This is a genomic window from Mycobacterium sp., assembly GCF_049585075.1.
Lineage (GTDB): Bacteria > Actinomycetota > Actinomycetes > Mycobacteriales > Mycobacteriaceae > Mycobacterium.
The window spans coordinates 1-16,466 of the sequence record NZ_JBAUZA010000509.1 but is presented as its reverse complement, the minus strand read 5'-3'; the positions used below and the strand labels follow the sequence as shown (position 1 = coordinate 16,466).

Genomic DNA, 16,466 nt, shown 5'->3' with positions numbered 1-16,466 from the left:
GGTCAACGCCGGCTCTGTTGATCACCGTCGCCCGCGCGGTCAGATGCGCGTCGGCAGCGGCTTCGCTCCACGTCAGCACCGGTGTGACGCACGCGTCGGTGCCGTCGAATATGTCCGTCCACTCGTCGCGCGTCTTGCCGGCGAACCGCTCGGTGAAAACCTCGAACATTCGCGGGTACGAACCGATATCGAGCTGACCCGGCACCTCGTCGGCGGACAACCCCAGTCCGGCGAGCAACTCGGCGAAGAACTGCGGCTCGATTGCGCCCACGGCCACGTACTTGGCGTCGGCGGTCTCGTAGCAGCGGTAGAACGGCGCCCCGCCGTCGAGCAGAAACGCTTCGCGCTCGTCACGCAGCGCCCCGGTCGACTTCATCGTCCACATCATCTGCGCGAGCACGCTGACGCCATCGACCATCGCGGCGTCCACCACCTGACCGATGCCCGATCGCTCTCGCTCGTAGAGTGCGGCCACGATGCCCAGCAGAACCAACATCGAACCGCCACCGAAATCGGCGACCAGGTTCAGCGGCGGCATCGGTGGCCGGTCGCGGTGGCCCAGCGCCGACAGCGCCCCGGTTTGGGATAGGTAGTTGATGTCGTGGCCGGCGGTGCGGGCACGTGGCCCCTCCTGTCCCCATCCGGTGATGCGGGCGAAGATCAGCCGCGGGTTGACCGCAGCGCAGTCGTCGGGGCCGATGCCGAGCCGCTCGCAGGTGCCGGGCCGAAAGCAGTCCAGCAGCACATCGGCCTTGGCGACCAGATCCAACAGGAGCTGCGGCTGGGTCTTGACGTCCAAGTCGACGATCCGCTTTCCGCGGTGCAGCAGGTCGCGATCCTCGGCCGGCATCGTCAGCCCCCCGGGCCGGCGCACCCGCACCACATCGGCCCCCAGATCTGCTAGCACCATCGCGGCGTGCGGCCCCGGTCCGATGCCGCCAAGTTCGATGACTCGGACGCCTGCCAGTGGCCCGGTCAGGCCTTACGCTTCTTCACTTCGAGCACCCGCTTGCGCAACTCTTGGGTGGCCGAGTCCATCGTCCCCTTGATGGCACGCTTGAGCACGAAGCCGGGCAGCGGAACATGCGGATCGACGCTGACCTCGAACTTGACCAGGGTGGCTACTTCCTTGGCCCCCTTCGGAACTAACGTGTACTTGCCGTCCTGCGACTTCTGTTGGGCCGAGCTGACCAGCGTCCAGCTCACCTCGTTGCCGCTCCAGGTGTAGGCCACCACCTGTTCGTCTGTGATCCCGGCCGTCTTGACCTTCATCTTCACCTGGCTGGGCCGGCCGTCATCTCCGGTCTCGAGGATTTCCGCGCTCTGGTGTGGACCCGACCATTCGGGCATCGCCTCGAAGTCGGCGATGACGTCGAGAATCTCCTCGGGGCTGGCTTCGATGACGATCTCCCGGGTTTCTTTGATTGCCATGGCCCGCACGATAAGCCAAGCGGCATCGAATCGGCACGGTTTCGCATGGGCGTACGGTCGTGTTTGTGACTAATCCCGCCTCTCCCCCGCAAGCGGGAGGTGCCCCCACCGTCGGTGACTATCTGCTCGACCGCTTGGTCGAACTCGGGGTTACCGAGGTCTTCGGCGTCCCCGGCGACTACAACCTCGAATTCCTCGACCACATCGTCGCCCATCCCGATATCCGATGGGTCGGAAACGCCAACGAACTCAATGCAGGCTATGCGGCCGACGGATACGGCCGGCTACGTGGGATGTCCGCAGTGGTAACAACATTCGGCGTGGGTGAGCTTTCGGCAGCCAACGCGATCGCTGGCAGTTACGCCGAGCACGTACCGGTAGTACATATCGTCGGCGGACCTTCGAAAGACGCACAGGGCACCCGCCGGGCCCTACATCATTCGCTGGGCGACGGCGATTTCGAGCACTTCTTCCGGGTAAGCCGGGAAATCACCTGTGCCCAAGCCAATCTCATGCCGGCAACGGCCACCAGGGAAATCGACCGAGTGCTATCCGAGGTGCGGGAGCAGCGGCGGCCCGGGTATCTCTTGCTGCCCACCGACGTGGCGCGCTTCGAAACCGAGCGGCCTACCGCACCCTTGCCACGCTATACCGGTGGTACCAGCCCGCGGGCACTTGCTTTATTTACCCAAGCCGCAACCGAACTCATCGCCGACCAGCAGTTGACCGTGCTGGCCGATCTGTTGGTCCATCGGTTGAATGCCGTTGAGCAACTGGAGGCACTGCTGGCTGCCGACGTGGTGCCGCACGCCACGCTGATGTGGGGCAAGAGCCTCGTCGACGAGAGCGCGCCGACCTTTTTGGGTATCTATGCCGGGGCGGCCAGCGCCGAACCGGTGCGCAGGGCGATCGAAGAGGCGCCGGTGCTGGTGACGGCGGGAGTGGTGTTCACCGACATGGTCAGCGGCTTTTTCAGCCAGCGCATCGATCCGATCAGGACCATCGACGTCGGAGTCCAGCAGAGCACGGTCGGCACTGCGGTGTTCGCGCCGCTGGAAATGGAAGCCGCGCTCGAGGCGCTGACATCGATTCTCATTCAGCGCGGGATCACCTCCCCACCGGTCGCATCGACCTCCGACAACGTGTCGGTGGATTTCCCCGATCGCCACGAGCCGCTTAGCCAAAAAGTGTTGTGGGACCGGTTTTGTCACGCCCTCACACCCGGCAATGTGGTGCTGGCAGACCAGGGCACGTCGTTCTACGGCATGGCCACTCACCGCCTTCCCCGTGGCGTAACCTTCATCGGCCAACCGTTATGGGGTTCGATCGGATACACCCTGCCAGCCACCCTCGGCGCGGGACTCGCACATCGGGACCGCAGGCCGGTGCTGCTGATCGGCGACGGGGCTGCGCAGCTGACCGTCCAAGAGCTCGGCGTGTTCTCGCGGGAAGGACTGTCGCCGGTGATCGTGGTGGTCAACAACGACGGCTACACCGTCGAGCGGATGATTCACGGAAAAGACGAGCCGTACAACGACATTGTCAGCTGGAGTTGGGCCGACATTCCCAACGCGCTAGGCGTGATCAATCACCTGACGTTTCGCGCGGAAACCTATGGCGAACTCGATGACGCCTTTGTCGCGGCTGCTGATCACCGCGACCGGATGGTGCTCATTGAGGCGGTCGTGCCGCGGCTGGACGCCCCGGATCTGTTGACCGATCTGGCCCAACCGACTTCTCCGGATGGCAGCCCGCGGCGATGAGCGAATGCAGCGTGCGCCGGCAGCGGCCGCAGTCGGAGCCCGCCCCGCACGATGCGGCGATCTGATTGGTCGTCGATGCCCCGCCAGCGATGGCGTCGGCCACCGCTTGGCTGGTGATGCCGTTACACAAGCAGACGAACATCTAGTGATCCGTTCACCCGTCGATCCGGATCATGTCGAAGAACTTGCCCACAAACACCGGCGGGTAGGCACCCCTGCCAGCCCCGTCAATCCAGGGGGCAGCGGGGTCGGGTTGCTCGATCCAGCGCCGTGCACGGTCCTCGTCGTCGAGCTCCTGCAGGATCATCACCTCGTGTCCGTCGTCGAACGCACGGAAAATCCAGGTCTTTCGGACACCCGCTGCGGCGAATCTGGTCAGCCCCGCGCGCACTTCCTCGGTCAGCATGGCCACGTCATCGACCGATGCCATGGCCGCGATCACCACGCCGGGGGCTGCCGGGCTCGCCGGCGGTGATGCCTCGAACCGCTCGGTGATTTCACCGGCGAAGACAGCCGGAATGTCTTCTACGCCAACCGCGTCAAACCATTCGAAGAACACCCGCGACCGCAGCAGTTCCACAATCGGCTCCCGGCTACGCACACCAATCGTCACCAGGACGCGCCCGTAGTCATGTATCGACGTATAGAGCAGCACGTGGTGCGCACCGATGCCGGCCAGCGCCGATGTCCGGCTCTGCAGTAGCGGCCACACCCGTTCCGGATTCGGCACCCGATAGTCCGACGCGATGACCATCGAATGCATCTGCGGATCTGCGAATCTCACCGAAGTCGGTCCTTCATCACCTTGCCGGTCGCGTTCAGCGGCAACTCGTCGAGAAACTCAACGTACCGTGGGGCCTTGAAACCAGCCATTCGATCGCGGCACCACGCGATCAAATCGCCCTCGGACACCGCGGCTTTCGGCACGACAAACGCCTTACCCACCTGGCCGAGTCGCTGATCGGGAACACCGATCACCGCGACCTGGGCAACCGCGGGGTGTTCCAACATAAAACCCTCGATCTCAGCCGGGTAGGCGTTGAACCCGCCGACGATGAACATGTCCTTTTTACGCCCGTCGATCCGCAGCCGACCGGATTTACCGAAGTTTCCCAAGTCACCGGTGTGCAGCCAGCCCTCGGCGTCAATCGCTTGCGCCGTTGCGGCCGAGTCGTCCAGGTAGCCCTGCATGACACCGTAGCCACGGACCAGCACCTCGCCGTCGTCAGCGATGCGTACCTCCACCCCGTCGCAGGGCAGGCCCGCCGTGGTGGCCACATCTTCGAAGGAATCGCCGGGCCGCGACAAGGTGACGTTGCCCGCCTCGGTAAGCCCATAACCGGTCATCAGCGTCTGGAACGGCAATTCGCCGTGTATCCGACGGACGAGTTCCACGGGGATGTCGGCGGCGCCGGTCACGCCTGCCCGCAAGTTCGACAGCCTGGCTTTGTCAGGCACGGCCAGCAACGAATGATAGAGCGTCGGCGGGCCGGGCAGCATCGTAATTCGTTCGCGTTCAATGAGATCCACTACTCCGCCGATTTCGAACACCGCGACCGGAAGCATCGTTGCGCCACGGAGGAAGGACGTGATGAGCCCCGCTTTCAGGCCGAACGTGTGGAAGTAGGGGTTGATCTGTAGATAGCGGTCGCCCTCTCGTAGATCAGCCAGCGTTGCCCACTCGTCGTACATTCGCAGCGTTTGACGATGATTCATCATTGCGCCCTTCGGGCGACCGGTCGTGCCCGAGGTGAAGATGACGTCCGAGATATCGGTACCGCTCACTTCTCGCTGGAAAGGGGAACCGCTGGAAAGGAAGTCAGATTTCAGTTCGATGACTGGTATCCCCGCCGGGGCGGTGTAGTCCTGGCCGAGAAATCCCTTCTGCGCCAACACGGCCTTCGCTTTACTGCGGATGATGACATCGCCCGCTTCATCGGTCTTGAACCGCGTGTTGACCGGCACCAGAACGCCGCCCGCGGTCAGCAGCCCGAACGCCGCGATGATCCATTCCGCAGAGTTGGGAGCCCAGATCGCGACGCGGTCCCCCTTGGCGATCCCCAGAGCGGCGAAAGCACCTGCGGCGCAACGAATTCGCTCGACCAACTCCACAAAGCTGATACGCAGCGAACCGTCGACAATCGCTTCTGCGTCGCCGAAGCGGTCCGCCGCGCTCAAGACCATCTCGGGGATGGTCTCCCACAGTTGCGACGCCGTCATCAGGCGCCACTCCTCATCGGGCGTTCCCGCCCTTGATCGTCGCGGCGCGTGTCACACCGTGACGAGACGAGACAGGTTGCCGCCCATGATCTTCGCCTGGTCGTCAGCGGAAAGGTGCGACAAAGCGTTGACGTAGAACGTCGGCTCCGCCAACCCTTCCGGGTGCGGCCAGTCCGAGCCGTACAAGACCCGATCCACACCGACGAGGTTGACCAAATCGTCGATGCCATCCTCGAAGAACGGACTCACGTGGATGCGGTTCTTGACCATCTCGACGGGGTCGCTCGGGAAGGCCTCCGGGGCCTTCCGGAAGACCTCGGCCAAGCCGTCCAGCAAAGGGGTCATCCACTTCGAACCGGCCTCGACGATCGCGACTTTCAGCTTGGGATGGCGGTACAGCGCGCCGTGAATCACCCACGACCCCACCGAGTCCTGGATCGGTCGCCACTCGTTGAGGATACCCATCGCATTGGTTTGGAACGGCAGCATCTCCTGGTCGGCACCGTCCCACTCGGAGGTATAGCGCGAGTAGCCACTGTCGCTGGAGTGCATGCCGACCAGCACGTCGTGCTCGACGACCCGCTCCCAGAACGGGTCGAACTCGGGCACCGCGAACGACCGCGGCCCGCGGAAGCCGGGGACGGGAGCGGGGCGGACCAGGATGCAGCGGGCACCACGCTTGACCGCCCACTCGAGCTCCTCGATCGCCTTCTCGACAATTGGCAGGGTGATGACCGGGGTGGTGAAAATCCGGTTCTGGTAGTTGAAGCCCCAGACCTCGTCGAGCCACTCGTTCAGCGCATGGATCAGGACGTGAACGGCGACCGGGTCGTCGCGCAGCCGCTCCTCGAGCAGGCTGGCGAGCGTCGGGAACATCAGCGTGCGGTCCAGGCCCAGCTCGTTCATCTTCTCCAGGCGGGGGCCGGGCTCGAAGAATGCCGGGATCGCGCGCATCGGCTCACCGAACAACTCGCGCTTGGTCTTGCCGTCCGGGTTGCCGAACTTGAAGTACTCCTCCCAGGCACCCGGCCGGGCGACGACCTCGAAGGTCGGGTTGGGAATGTAGTTGCTGATCTGGCCGCGGATCGCGATCTTGGTGCGCCCGTTGATCTGCACGTACTGGACGAAGTCCTTGTACTCCTTGGGCAGGAACTTGGTCAGCGCTTCCGGCGGCTCGTAGAGATGGTTATCCGCGTCAAAGATTGGAAACGGGACATCTTCCCGATGCGACAACTGCCCCATGAAATCCTCCTTACCAGTTTGTGAGAATACTATTCTCACCCAGACGCTACCGCAAACCCCTCACGCACCAGACGCTTCTGCACCTTGCCGCTCGGCGTGCGCGGATAGTCGTCGACTTCGAGCAAAACTTCCGGCCATTTCTGGCGAGCCACGCCCTGGCCGGCGAAATGGGCCCGAACCTCGTCTTCAGTCGGCAGCGCATGCCCCGGTTTGAGCCGCAGCACGGCGGCGACCCGCTCGCCAAGACCGGCGTCGGGCGCGGCGACCACCACCGCCTCCGCAATGCCGGGCATCCCGAGCAGCACCTCTTCGACTTCCACCGCGCTGATGTTCTCTCCGCCGCGGATGATGACATCGGCCTTGCGGTCGGTGATGGTCAGGTAGCCGTCGGCATCCAGCACGCCGATGTCCCCGGTGCGATACCAGCCGTCGTCGTCGAAGGCAGCCGCGGTCAGCGCATCGTCGGTGTAACCCATAAACAGGTCCGGTCCGCGGCTGAAAATCTCGCCGTCGGCTGCCAACCGGATCTCCACTCCTGGCATCGGACAACCATCGGTGAGCAGGCGTTTATCTTCCGGCGCATCCGGGGTCGAGCCGGTGATCGAGGGGTGCTCGCTGCTGCCGTAGGACCGGAACACGATGATGCCCATCTCCGAGAGCCGTCGCGTCACCGCCGCCGGCACCGTCGATCCGCCCAGCCCGAGGGTCTTGATCCGGGCGCGATGTGCGGCCGTGCAATTGGGGTGATCGAGCAGGCTGGTGACGAAGTAGGGCGGCCCGCCGCCAAGGGTGAGGCCGTCGCGGTCCATCAACGCCAGCACAACGGCGGGATCCCAGTTGTCGATCAGATGCACGGACCCGCCGCCCAGTACCGGGATCAGCAACGCGGCGAGCATTCCGATGAAGTGGCCGACCGGTGTCGCGGTCAGCTGATTGTCGCCGATCGACCGGATCTGTCCGGAAAGCTGACGTGCCTCGCAGACCAGGCTGCGATGGCTGTGAACGACGCCCTTGGGCGCGCTGGTCGTGCCTGACGTGAAGGCGATCAGGGCGGGCCCCGCCGGGTCGGCGGCAACCGTGCCGACCATCGGTTCGTCGGCGAGCAAATCGTCGAAGTCACGCCCGACTAGCCCGACGATCGGAACCTCCGAACACAGATCGGGCTGGTAGATCATCCGCCCGAATTCCTCGGTGGTGATGAACACACGCGGTTTGGCGGCGGCCAGGATGTGCGCCAGCTCTTTGCGCCCGTAAAAGTGCACGATCGGCACCAGCGCCGCGCCCAGGAATGCCGACGCCCAAAACGTCGCGGCGGCCTCCATCCAGTTCGGCAGCTGGAATGCCACCACATCACCGGCGCCGACGCCGCGGGCGCGCAACCCGGCCGCTAGCCGACGCGCCACTCGCTCGACGTCGCGAAACGTTCCCGACCATGGCCGCAGATCCGAATACACCCGAAACCGCGCATCCGGAGCGGCGTGCAGCCCACCGGCCAACACCTGCCCAAGGGTCTCGCGGGTCCACCAGCCGGCACCCTCATATCGCGAGACCAGCTCAACGGGAATATTGCGCATTACCTCAAGGCTCCGACCGGCAAACGTTAGGGTCTTCAAAACAGATTGCGAAATCTCTCGATTCAATGGGCGATGCTATTCTCCGCTGAGGAGAATGCCAATATCGCGCGATGGGAAGCGGCGCATGGTGGACGTCGAGTTCGACGACTTGGCCAGCGGTCTCGCCGTGCTGACCATCGACCGGCCGCACGCTCGCAACGCCATTTCCCTGGACACCATGGACCAGTTGGAGAAGGCGCTCGACGCCGCCGAGGGAGCCAGCGCTCTCGCCATCACCGGCGCCGGTGACCGGGCCTTCGTGTCCGGCGGAGACCTCAAAGAGCTCGGCGCGATCAAGACCCACGAAGACGCAGCGGCAATGGCCTGGCGGATGCGATCGATCTGCGATCGGCTGGCCAGCTTTCCCGCGCCGGTGATCGCCGCGCTCAACGGTCACGCTCTGGGTGGTGGCGCCGAGGTCGCGGTGGCCGCCGACATCCGGTTGGCCGCCGACGACATCAAGATCGGCTTCAACCAGGTGGCCCTGGAAATCATGCCGGCCTGGGGCGGCGCCGAGCGGTTGGCCGCATTGGTCGGCAAGAGCAGGGCACTGCTCCTGGCCGGAAGCGGCATGGTGCTCGACGCCGCGCACGCCGAACGCATCGGATTGGTCGACCAGGTGCTGCCGCGGTCCACCTTCGACGAGGACTGGCGCCGAGTTGCCCGCACCTTGTCGGGGCGCCCCGCCGGCGAGATCAAGCGTGTCATCGACGGGGTCTCCCCCGAGGAAGCCGTGAATTCGTTTGCGCGGCTATGGGTTCGCGACGCCCATTGGCAAGCCGCTGACCGGGTGATGAACCGCAGCGCCAAAGTAGGAGGTGCGATGTGAAAGCAATCGGTAGGTCTCTACTGGGTGCAGCGTTGGCGATGGTGGTGAGCGCTACAACTTTCGCCGCGCCGTCACGGGCGGATGACCCGGTCATGCATCCGGTCACCTACGTCATCACCTCGGCCAATCCGATCTATGCCGACATCTATTACCTGGATCAGCAACCGCAGAAATTCTCCGACTACAGCCACAACACGTACCAGTACACTCCCCACGTGAACGCCGATATCGCGCCGGGCCACCCCTGGGTCTCGCCCGTGGTGATGCTGTCGGACCCCAACGACTACGCAATGGTCGTCGTCAGCACCGGTACCGAACCCGGCACGCCGATGTTTCACTGTGCACTCGTCGTCGACGGGAAGGTGGTCGTCTCGAATGACGGCGCCAAGGGCGTGATCTGCTCGCAGCGCACCTGGTGACTCGGCTAGCTTTCCGGAGCGCCTTCCAGTCGGAGGAGGTAGCGCTCGACGAACTCGACGGTCTCGGCGTGACCGGCGGACATGCCGAGCACCTGCTCCATCACCAGTACCCGAGAGACGCTTGTCATCAGCACCGACCACACCAGCGGCGGTACCTCGGCGGCGTCGGCACCGTGGCGCTGCAGCACCGTCGACAGCGCCTTTTGCTGCTCTTCGCGGAAACGCTCCGCGTAGTAGGCAATTTCGGCTTTGAGCGCTTTGCGGTGATTGGCCAGCGCGACGAATTCCATCGTGATCGCGGTGGCCGCAGGATCGGTGCTGAACCGCCACAGCGCCCACAGTGGTTGCGACGATTGCAGCGCCTGCGCTTGCGCCTCAAGGCCTTCTTCGGCCCGACGGCGGAACGCGGCCAAGAACAGATCGTCCATGGTGCGGAAGTAGTAGTGAACCAGCTGCGGCTTCAGCGCGGCTTTCTCGGCGACACGACGGGAAGTGACTGCGGCATAACCCTCTTCGAGCATCAGCTGTTCGGCGGCGTCGAGCAGCACGCCCCGGTTCTTGGCATCGGGCGCCCCGATCCTGCGTGCCGACGTCATGCCTTAGCCCCAAACTCCTGTCGATCGCCCGCTCGATATGCCGATCGTAGCGTCGCGCGACGCCGCGACCTTGACCACGACATTAGCGCCATGCTAAGCAGGTGCTCAGCACATTCACCGATCTTCTATCCGGACGGCCCTACGTCTCACCCTGAAACCACGGGTAAATCAGCCACGGGAGGCGCGTACCAGCATGGCAATCCCTGACCCAACGTTCGATTCCATCGACTTTTTCACCGATCCGTCTCTGGTTCCTGATCCGCATCCCTACTTCGACTACCTGCGCAGCCAAAACCCGGTCTTCCGGCTGCCTCACCACAATGTCGTCGCGATCACCGGCTGGGAAGAGGCCAACGCGGTCTACAAGGACCCCGACACGTTTTCCAACTGCGTAGCGCTCGGCGGCCCGTTCCCACCGCTGCCGTTCGAAGTCGACTGTGACGATCTCAGTTCTCTGATCGACGCGCACCGCGACCAGTTTCCGATGTTCGAGCACATGGTCACCATGGATCCGCCCGACCACACTCGCGCACGCTCGATCCTGTCCCGGCTGCTCACACCGAGCCGGTTGAAGGAAAACGAAGAATTCATGTGGCGTCTGGCCGATCGCCAGCTCGACGAGTTCCTCGAGAGCGGCGAATGCGAGTTCATCGCCGAGTATTCAAAGCCGTTCGCGACGTTGGTGATCGCCGACCTGCTCGGTGTTCCGGAGGAAGACCACAAACAGTTCCGCCACGTCCTGGGCGCCGATCGTCCCGGCGCGCGGGTAGGCGCACTGGATCATGAGTCGGTCGGCGTCAACCCGCTGCAGTGGCTGGACGACAAGTTCTGCGCCTATATCGAAGACCGTCGCGGTGAACCGCGCGACGACGTGCTGACCTCGTTGGCGACGGCGAAGTACCCGGACGGATCCACCCCTGAAGTCATCGAGGTAAGCCGTTCGGCAACATTCCTTTTCGCTGCCGGGCAGGAAACCACCGCCAAGCTGCTCTCTGCGGCACTGCAAGCGCTCGGCGATCGACCCGAGATTCAGCAGCAGCTGCGTAATGACCGCAGCCTGATTCCGAACTTCATTGAAGAGTCGCTGCGCATGGAGAGCCCGGTCAAAAGTGACTCTCGGCTGGCCCGCAGGGCGGCCACCGTCGGTGGCGTCGACATCCCCGTGGGCACCATCGTGATGGTGCTACCTGGTGCCGCGAACCGTGACCCTCGCCGGTTCGAGAACCCGCACGAGTTTCAGCTGGACCGCAAGAACGTCCGGGAGCATATGGCGTTCGCCCGCGGAGTGCACTCCTGCCCGGGTGCACCGCTGGCCCGGGTCGAGGGCCGCGTCTCGATTGAGCGCATCCTGGACCGGATGTCCGACATCAACATCAGCGAAACCCAACACGGACCGGCCGACGAACGGCGCTACACCTTCGAGCCGACCTACATCTTGCGTGGGCTGTCCGAATTGCATTTGACCTTCACGCCGCGACCAGCGCTGGCGCCCGCCGGCTAGCCTTGCCTGTTCCTCAGCTGGTGACGACGGGTAGACGTGCCCATCCGCGCACGCTTGCGGTGTGGGCGCGTTCGGCGTTGGCGTAGTCGACTTCCCAGTCGGGCCAGCGTTTGAGGACCTCTTCGAAGGCCACCCGGGCTTCCAGCCGGGCCAGTGCCGAACCGAGGCAGAAGTGCAGTCCCTGCCCGAAGCTCAGGTGGCTGGCGCGACGGTGGATGTCGAAGCGATCCGGATCAGGGAACTGACTTTCATCCCGATTGGCAGAAGCGTTGAGCAGCAACATGAACGACCCTTCCGGAACGACGCGACCATAATGCTCGGCCTCCTGGGCGACGTAGCGAGCCTGCACCGGTGACGGCGGCTCGTAGCGCAGCGACTCCTCGACCGCGCCGGGGATCAGGGACGGGTCGGCGACCAGCTCCCGTCGCTGATCCGGATGATCGGAGAGCAGCTGTCCCATGAAGCCGATAAGCCGGGTGGTGGTTTCGTTTCCGGCACCGGCGATCATTGCGGTGTAGGACAACACCTCGGTGCGGGACAGCGGCCGATGCGTCCCGTCGGGTTCGTCGATCTCGGCGGCGAGCAGTTCGGTCATCAGGTCGTCGGAGGGATGCTCGGCCCGCCATTCGATGAACTCGGCGAACATCACGATGGTTTGTTCGAATATTTTCTGATTGGCTTCGCCGCGGTCGCGCCCCTTGGCGACGTCGAGGTAGGCGGCGTTGCGATCGCGGATGCTTTCTTGATGCTCTTCGGGTATGCCGAGCAGATAGCCGATGGTCCGCATGGGCATCATCGCCCCGAGATCGGCGATGAAATCGAAACCGCCAGAACCAATTAGCGGGTCCAACTCTTTGACGCAGAATCCGCGAACCAGCGACTCGACGGCAAGCATGCGCCGGGGTGTGAAGACCCGTGACAGCAAGCGTCGGTGCAGATCGTGCAGGGGCGGATCCTCGAACAGCAAGATACCCGGCGGCACCTCGATGTTGTTGAACAAGATGTCGGCGGTGGTGCCGCGGCCGGAACGGTACGTCTGCCAGTTCGGCAGCTCGCGCGCCACGTCCTCGTAGCGGCTCAGGGCGTAGAAGTTGTACTTTTCGTTGTAGTACAGCGGTGCTTCTTCGCGCATCCGCTTCCACACCGGGTATGGGTTGTCGTCGATGTCGGGATCGTATGGGTCGTAATACAACTCGACCGCTTTGGTGCCTGCCACTATCGGTCCCTTCAGTCGTTTCGGTGCAGGAAGCCGTGCAGAATCGCCTGGACGAGTTCGTCAACGATCACTTCTCTCGATGGCGGCTTGGTGCCGAAGTAGGTCGACCGGAGCGCGGCCATGCCAGCGATCATCGCCACCGTTGAGTGCGCCGGCAGGTCAGGGTGATCGGACCGCAGCCCGCGTAAGTTCATGCCCTCGGCGCTGATTCGGCCGAGCAACCGCAGTGCCCGCCTGACGTCCGCAATGCCCGTCTCAGCTAGTTCGTCCTCGCTGAGAGCCTCCGATGCCATCAGCGTCAACAGCAGGCCTTGGTGTTTGACGAACACGTCGTAGAGCTGTCCGACGAAATGCCCGGCCAGCTCCTCCTCGTCGGTCTCCTCGGGGACGAGCGCCTGCCATGTTTGGCCGAATTCGTCGACGAAGGTGGTGAACGGTAGGACGAGAGCTTCGCGGAACAGCGCTGCCTTGGAACCGAAGTGGCGGAACAGCAGATGCTCGGTGACACCGGCGGCCGCAGCGACTTCGCGGGTCGTGGTGCTGCGGTAGTCCTGGCGGGCGAACAGGATTCGGGCGGCGTCGAGCAAGAGTCGGCGCGGCTCGCCACGCGGCCGGCGTATCGCGGCGGTAGCAGATCGCTGGGACACCGTTTTAGGATAGTATGCACTATCCTAAAGGTCGAGTGCGGATCGAGAGGGGTGCCGACATGGGCGCGGTGATCATGCTTGGCACGCTGTTCGGACTGGTCGTCCTGATATTCGCCCTGGTGCTGCGCTTTGACCCGCAAACACGTCGGAGACCAGGGCGCGACCAATGAACGGCCAGATGACCCCGGTGATGCAAGCGGCCAGCGACTTCGCACTCGTCGGCGGCATCGCGTTCACCCTCCTTGGCGTGTATCTGAGCGTTCGCCAGCGCCGCGTGCATCCGCTGCTGTTGCTGTGCATCTCGGCGATCTCGTTCTCGTGGATCGAGGCGCCTTACGACTGGGCGATGTACGCGCAGTTCCCGCCCGCTATTCCCCGCATGCCGTCGTGGTGGCCGCTGAACATGACGTGGGGTGGATTGCCGTTGTTCGTTCCCGTCGGCTATATCTCCTACTTCGTGCTGCCGGCCATCACTGGCGCCGGTTTGGGGCGGTGGTTGAGCGCAAAGTTCGGTTGGCGAAGGCCCCCAACGCTATTGGTCGTCGGTCTGCTCGTCGGTTTCTGCTGGGCGCTGTTCTTCAACGGGTTCCTGGGCGCCAAGCTCGGTGTCTTCTATTACGGCCGCGTGATTCCCGGACTGGCCATACGCGAGGGGACGATCCACCAATACCCGCTCTACGACTCGCTGGCGATGGGCATCCAGATGATGGTCTTCACTTATCTTTTGGGCCGCACCGACGAGCAAGGTCGAAATGTCATCGAGATGTGGGCCGACAAGCGGTCGAAGACTCGACTTCAAGCCTCGGTTTTGTCCGTGATCGCCGTCATCGTCGTCGGAAACATTCTCTATGGCGCCGTTTTTGCGCCACATCTCGCTACCAAGCTCGGCGGTTGGGTGACCGCGGAACCGACGGGCCAACTGTTCCCGGGCGTGCCGAACCAACCCAAGTAAGCGCTAGCGTGTACCACTTCGCGAGAGGATCGAAATGGCAAGCAATCCACTACGTGTGGTGGTGTGGGCGACAGGCGGCATCGGATCGATCGCCATCCGCGCCATCCAGCGACGCCCCGACATCGACCTCGTCGGCGTGTGGGTGCACTCGCCAGAGAAGGTCGGGAAGGACGCCGGCGAACTCGCCAACGGCGAACCGATCGGGCTGGCCGCAACCAACGATGCAGACGCGCTGATCGGCCTGAAACCCGACTGCGTCATCTATGCGGCCAGCGGTCCCGAACGCGACGCGCTGGCCATCCCGGACTATGTCAAGCTTCTGCAGGCCGGGATCAATGTCGTCACGACGAGCACTACGCGGTTGGTCAATCCGCATGTCTACGAGCCCGCGGAGTGGCGTGATCAACTCACCGCCGCAGCCAAACAGGGCCAAGTCTCACTTTATGCGTCGGGAATTGAGCCGGGCTTCGCCGCCGACTACTTACCTTTAGTGCTATCGACGCAGTCGTCGTCAATCGAGAAGATTCACGCGTTCGAGATCGCGCTGTACGACGACTACGGCGTCCCCGACATCATGAGCAACGCTCTGGGTTTTGGTCAGCCGGTCGACTACCAACCGTGGATCGGCTTTCCCGGCGCGATTGCCGGAGAGTGGCAGGGCCAGATCCGGATGATCGCCGATGCGCTGGGGGTCGAAATCCAAGAGGTGCGCGAAAACTTCGATCGCGCAATGACGAACCGGACGTTGAACGTCGCGATGGGTACCGTCGAGGCGGGCACGTGCGGCGCAATTCGAATGCAGGCGATCGGCGTGGTGGACGGCCGCGCGGCCATTGTCATCCAGCACGTCACCCGGCTGGCGCACGATGTGGCCCCCGATTGGCCCATCGGCATCGGCGATTTGTCCTACCGCGTCGTGATCACCGGGGATCCCGACATTGACTGCACCTACGCTGCGACGCTCAAGGATCCACGACGGGCCGGCGTCGCGGGTATGACCTCGGGCGCGGGCGCGATGGTCGCCACCGCAATGCGCGTCCTCAACGCCGTGCCGTATGTCGTTGCCGCGCAACCAGGATTGCTGAGTTCGGTCGACTTACCGCTGACAATTCCGCGCAATGCGTTTGTCAGGCAATAACTTTTACGTGTCGGCACGCGTCCAGAAGCTATGACCCTCCTGCGCTATACAGACGAGGAATAGCCCGTCGGGCGCCTGCGCGACGTAATTCGTCCACTGGTGGCAGTCAGAGTTCTCTTCCTTGATTCCCGCCATCGGAGGCGAGCGGAACCACCGTGGCTGATATCTGCGCGGTGAGCCGCAGAACATCAGCCGTCCGGGCTGCGAGGCGAACGACACGTATCCGTCGGCGACGCCGAACGCGTAGTAAGTGGTGTTGTCACAGGGTGCGCCAAGGGTCATGTGCGGTGCGATGCCCGGGGTACAGTCCGGATAGTCGCACACAGTCGGACCGGCGGCAGCAGTCGGCGGCATCATCACGCCGATTCCGATCAGCGCAGCAACCACTGCCACGATGAGACGCACCGAAATATTTTTGCACAGGCGATAAGAAAATTCTCATCTTCAGAGAAGATCCCGTAGAGCGAGCTACGCCCGTTCCGCCGCACGTCCGTACACCCCCTCCAGCCAGCGATTTTGGGGTGATAATGTGATTCTCCGTGCCAGCGATAGCCCCGGGCCAGTGACCGATTCCGACGCCGACCCGGCGACGGCCGAAGCTCCGGCCTCGCTGGCGGAAGCAGAAGAGGAAGTCTCCCGTGCGGAGGCGCGGGCCGAGGCGGCCCGTGCCCGCGCGGCAAAATTGCGCCGGCAGGTCCAAGGCGACGCCGACGACACCGAGCCGGCGCCCGCACGGTCACGGCGATGGAGGCTACCGCGGGTGCGTCGGCCCGGGCGGAAAGCGGCGGGTATCACAACCGCGACGGTTCTCATCTGTGCCTTACTCGTGGCGACCGGCTACATGGTCTGGCAGCACCTCTCGCTCGTGCGTGAGCACAGGCACGCCGCGGAGTTCACCG

General features: G+C 63.9%; 18 protein-coding genes and 1 pseudogene. 8 read left to right on the top strand and 11 right to left on the bottom strand.

Features of this window, described 5'->3' with window-relative positions; all coding sequences use genetic code 11:
• The coding region (locus WB785_RS23840; protein WP_424082420.1) for a CaiB/BaiF CoA transferase family protein at positions 1-979 on the bottom strand (979 nt) is incomplete at its 3' end.
• Entirely contained in the window at positions 976-1,431 is a 456-nt protein-coding gene (locus WB785_RS23835) for an SRPBCC family protein (RefSeq protein WP_424082414.1), read from the bottom strand. The genes WB785_RS23840 and WB785_RS23835, both read right to left, overlap by 4 nt.
• A gap of 65 nt (positions 1,432-1,496) precedes the next feature.
• On the opposite strand from WB785_RS23835, the gene WB785_RS23830 reads away from it, so the two are divergent.
• A complete protein-coding gene (locus WB785_RS23830) occupies positions 1,497-3,194 on the top strand; it encodes an alpha-keto acid decarboxylase family protein (RefSeq protein ID WP_424082412.1) in 1,698 nt (565 codons plus the stop codon).
• Here WB785_RS23830 and WB785_RS23825 read toward each other — a convergent pair.
• From WB785_RS23825 to WB785_RS23805, 5 genes are read right to left on the bottom strand one after another with little or no spacing between them, the layout of a single operon-like run.
• Positions 3,103-3,336: a (2Fe-2S)-binding protein gene (locus WB785_RS23825; protein WP_424082410.1), complete on the bottom strand. Its 234-nt coding sequence runs from the start codon at positions 3,334-3,336 to the stop codon at positions 3,103-3,105. The two genes, WB785_RS23830 and WB785_RS23825, sit on opposite strands and share 92 nt — an antisense overlap.
• 12 nt (positions 3,337-3,348) lie before the next feature.
• Positions 3,349-3,957, bottom strand: a complete 609-nt coding sequence (locus WB785_RS23820) for a fatty-acid--CoA ligase (RefSeq protein WP_424082418.1) — start codon at positions 3,955-3,957, stop codon at positions 3,349-3,351.
• A gap of 17 nt (positions 3,958-3,974) precedes the next feature.
• A complete protein-coding gene (locus tag WB785_RS23815) occupies positions 3,975-5,414 on the bottom strand; it encodes a FadD3 family acyl-CoA ligase (protein ID WP_424082408.1) in 1,440 nt (479 codons plus the stop codon).
• 51 nt (positions 5,415-5,465) lie between these two features.
• Entirely contained in the window at positions 5,466-6,656 is a 1,191-nt protein-coding gene (locus tag WB785_RS23810) for an amidohydrolase family protein (protein ID WP_424082406.1), read from the bottom strand.
• A gap of 35 nt (positions 6,657-6,691) precedes the next feature.
• Complete coding sequence (locus WB785_RS23805) at positions 6,692-8,230, bottom strand: AMP-binding protein (protein WP_424082404.1); 1,539 nt, start codon at positions 8,228-8,230, stop codon at positions 6,692-6,694.
• 124 nt (positions 8,231-8,354) lie between these two features.
• Here WB785_RS23805 and WB785_RS23800 point away from each other — a divergent pair, with 124 nt between their 5' ends.
• Positions 8,355-9,098, top strand: coding sequence for an enoyl-CoA hydratase/isomerase family protein (locus WB785_RS23800; protein WP_424082402.1), 744 nt, complete (start codon positions 8,355-8,357; stop codon positions 9,096-9,098).
• A gap of 38 nt (positions 9,099-9,136) precedes the next feature.
• Positions 9,137-9,517 (top strand): hypothetical protein, encoded by a 381-nt coding sequence (locus WB785_RS23795; RefSeq protein WP_424082416.1) that lies wholly within the window; start codon positions 9,137-9,139, stop codon positions 9,515-9,517.
• Positions 9,518-9,522: 5 nt separating this feature from the next.
• Here WB785_RS23795 and WB785_RS23790 read toward each other — a convergent pair whose 3' ends face one another.
• Positions 9,523-10,113 (bottom strand): TetR/AcrR family transcriptional regulator, encoded by a 591-nt coding sequence (locus tag WB785_RS23790; protein WP_424082400.1) that lies wholly within the window; start codon positions 10,111-10,113, stop codon positions 9,523-9,525.
• Positions 10,114-10,306: 193 nt separating this feature from the next.
• Here WB785_RS23790 and WB785_RS23785 point away from each other — a divergent pair, with 193 nt between their 5' ends.
• A complete protein-coding gene (locus WB785_RS23785) occupies positions 10,307-11,614 on the top strand; it encodes a cytochrome P450 (protein WP_424082398.1) in 1,308 nt (435 codons plus the stop codon).
• Positions 11,615-11,627: 13 nt separating this feature from the next.
• Here the strand turns inward: WB785_RS23785 and WB785_RS23780 are convergent, their stop codons facing one another.
• Positions 11,628-12,830 (bottom strand): cytochrome P450, encoded by a 1,203-nt coding sequence (locus tag WB785_RS23780; protein ID WP_424082396.1) that lies wholly within the window; start codon positions 12,828-12,830, stop codon positions 11,628-11,630.
• Positions 12,831-12,841: 11 nt separating this feature from the next.
• Positions 12,842-13,477: a TetR/AcrR family transcriptional regulator gene (locus WB785_RS23775; RefSeq protein ID WP_424082394.1), complete on the bottom strand. Its 636-nt coding sequence runs from the start codon at positions 13,475-13,477 to the stop codon at positions 12,842-12,844.
• Between the two features lie 35 nt (positions 13,478-13,512).
• Here WB785_RS23775 and WB785_RS23770 point away from each other — a divergent pair, with 35 nt between their 5' ends.
• The 3 genes from WB785_RS23770 to WB785_RS23760 are packed head-to-tail and all read left to right on the top strand — an operon-like array spanning position 13,513 to position 15,567.
• Positions 13,513-13,647: a hypothetical protein gene (locus WB785_RS23770; RefSeq protein ID WP_424082422.1), complete on the top strand. Its 135-nt coding sequence runs from the start codon at positions 13,513-13,515 to the stop codon at positions 13,645-13,647.
• Complete coding sequence (locus tag WB785_RS23765; RefSeq protein WP_424082392.1) at positions 13,644-14,429, top strand: spirocyclase AveC family protein; 786 nt, start codon at positions 13,644-13,646, stop codon at positions 14,427-14,429. Before WB785_RS23770 ends, WB785_RS23765 begins: the two co-directional genes overlap by 4 nt.
• A 34-nt stretch (positions 14,430-14,463) precedes the next feature.
• Positions 14,464-15,567, top strand: a complete 1,104-nt coding sequence (locus tag WB785_RS23760; protein ID WP_424082390.1) for a dihydrodipicolinate reductase — start codon at positions 14,464-14,466, stop codon at positions 15,565-15,567.
• A gap of 3 nt (positions 15,568-15,570) precedes the next feature.
• Here WB785_RS23760 and WB785_RS23755 read toward each other — a convergent pair whose 3' ends face one another.
• Positions 15,571-15,972, bottom strand: a complete 402-nt coding sequence (locus tag WB785_RS23755) for a hypothetical protein (RefSeq protein ID WP_424082388.1) — start codon at positions 15,970-15,972, stop codon at positions 15,571-15,573.
• 157 nt (positions 15,973-16,129) lie between these two features.
• Here WB785_RS23755 and WB785_RS23750 point away from each other — a divergent pair.
• Positions 16,130-16,466, top strand: a pseudogene (locus WB785_RS23750) (hypothetical protein); the annotation flags it as partial.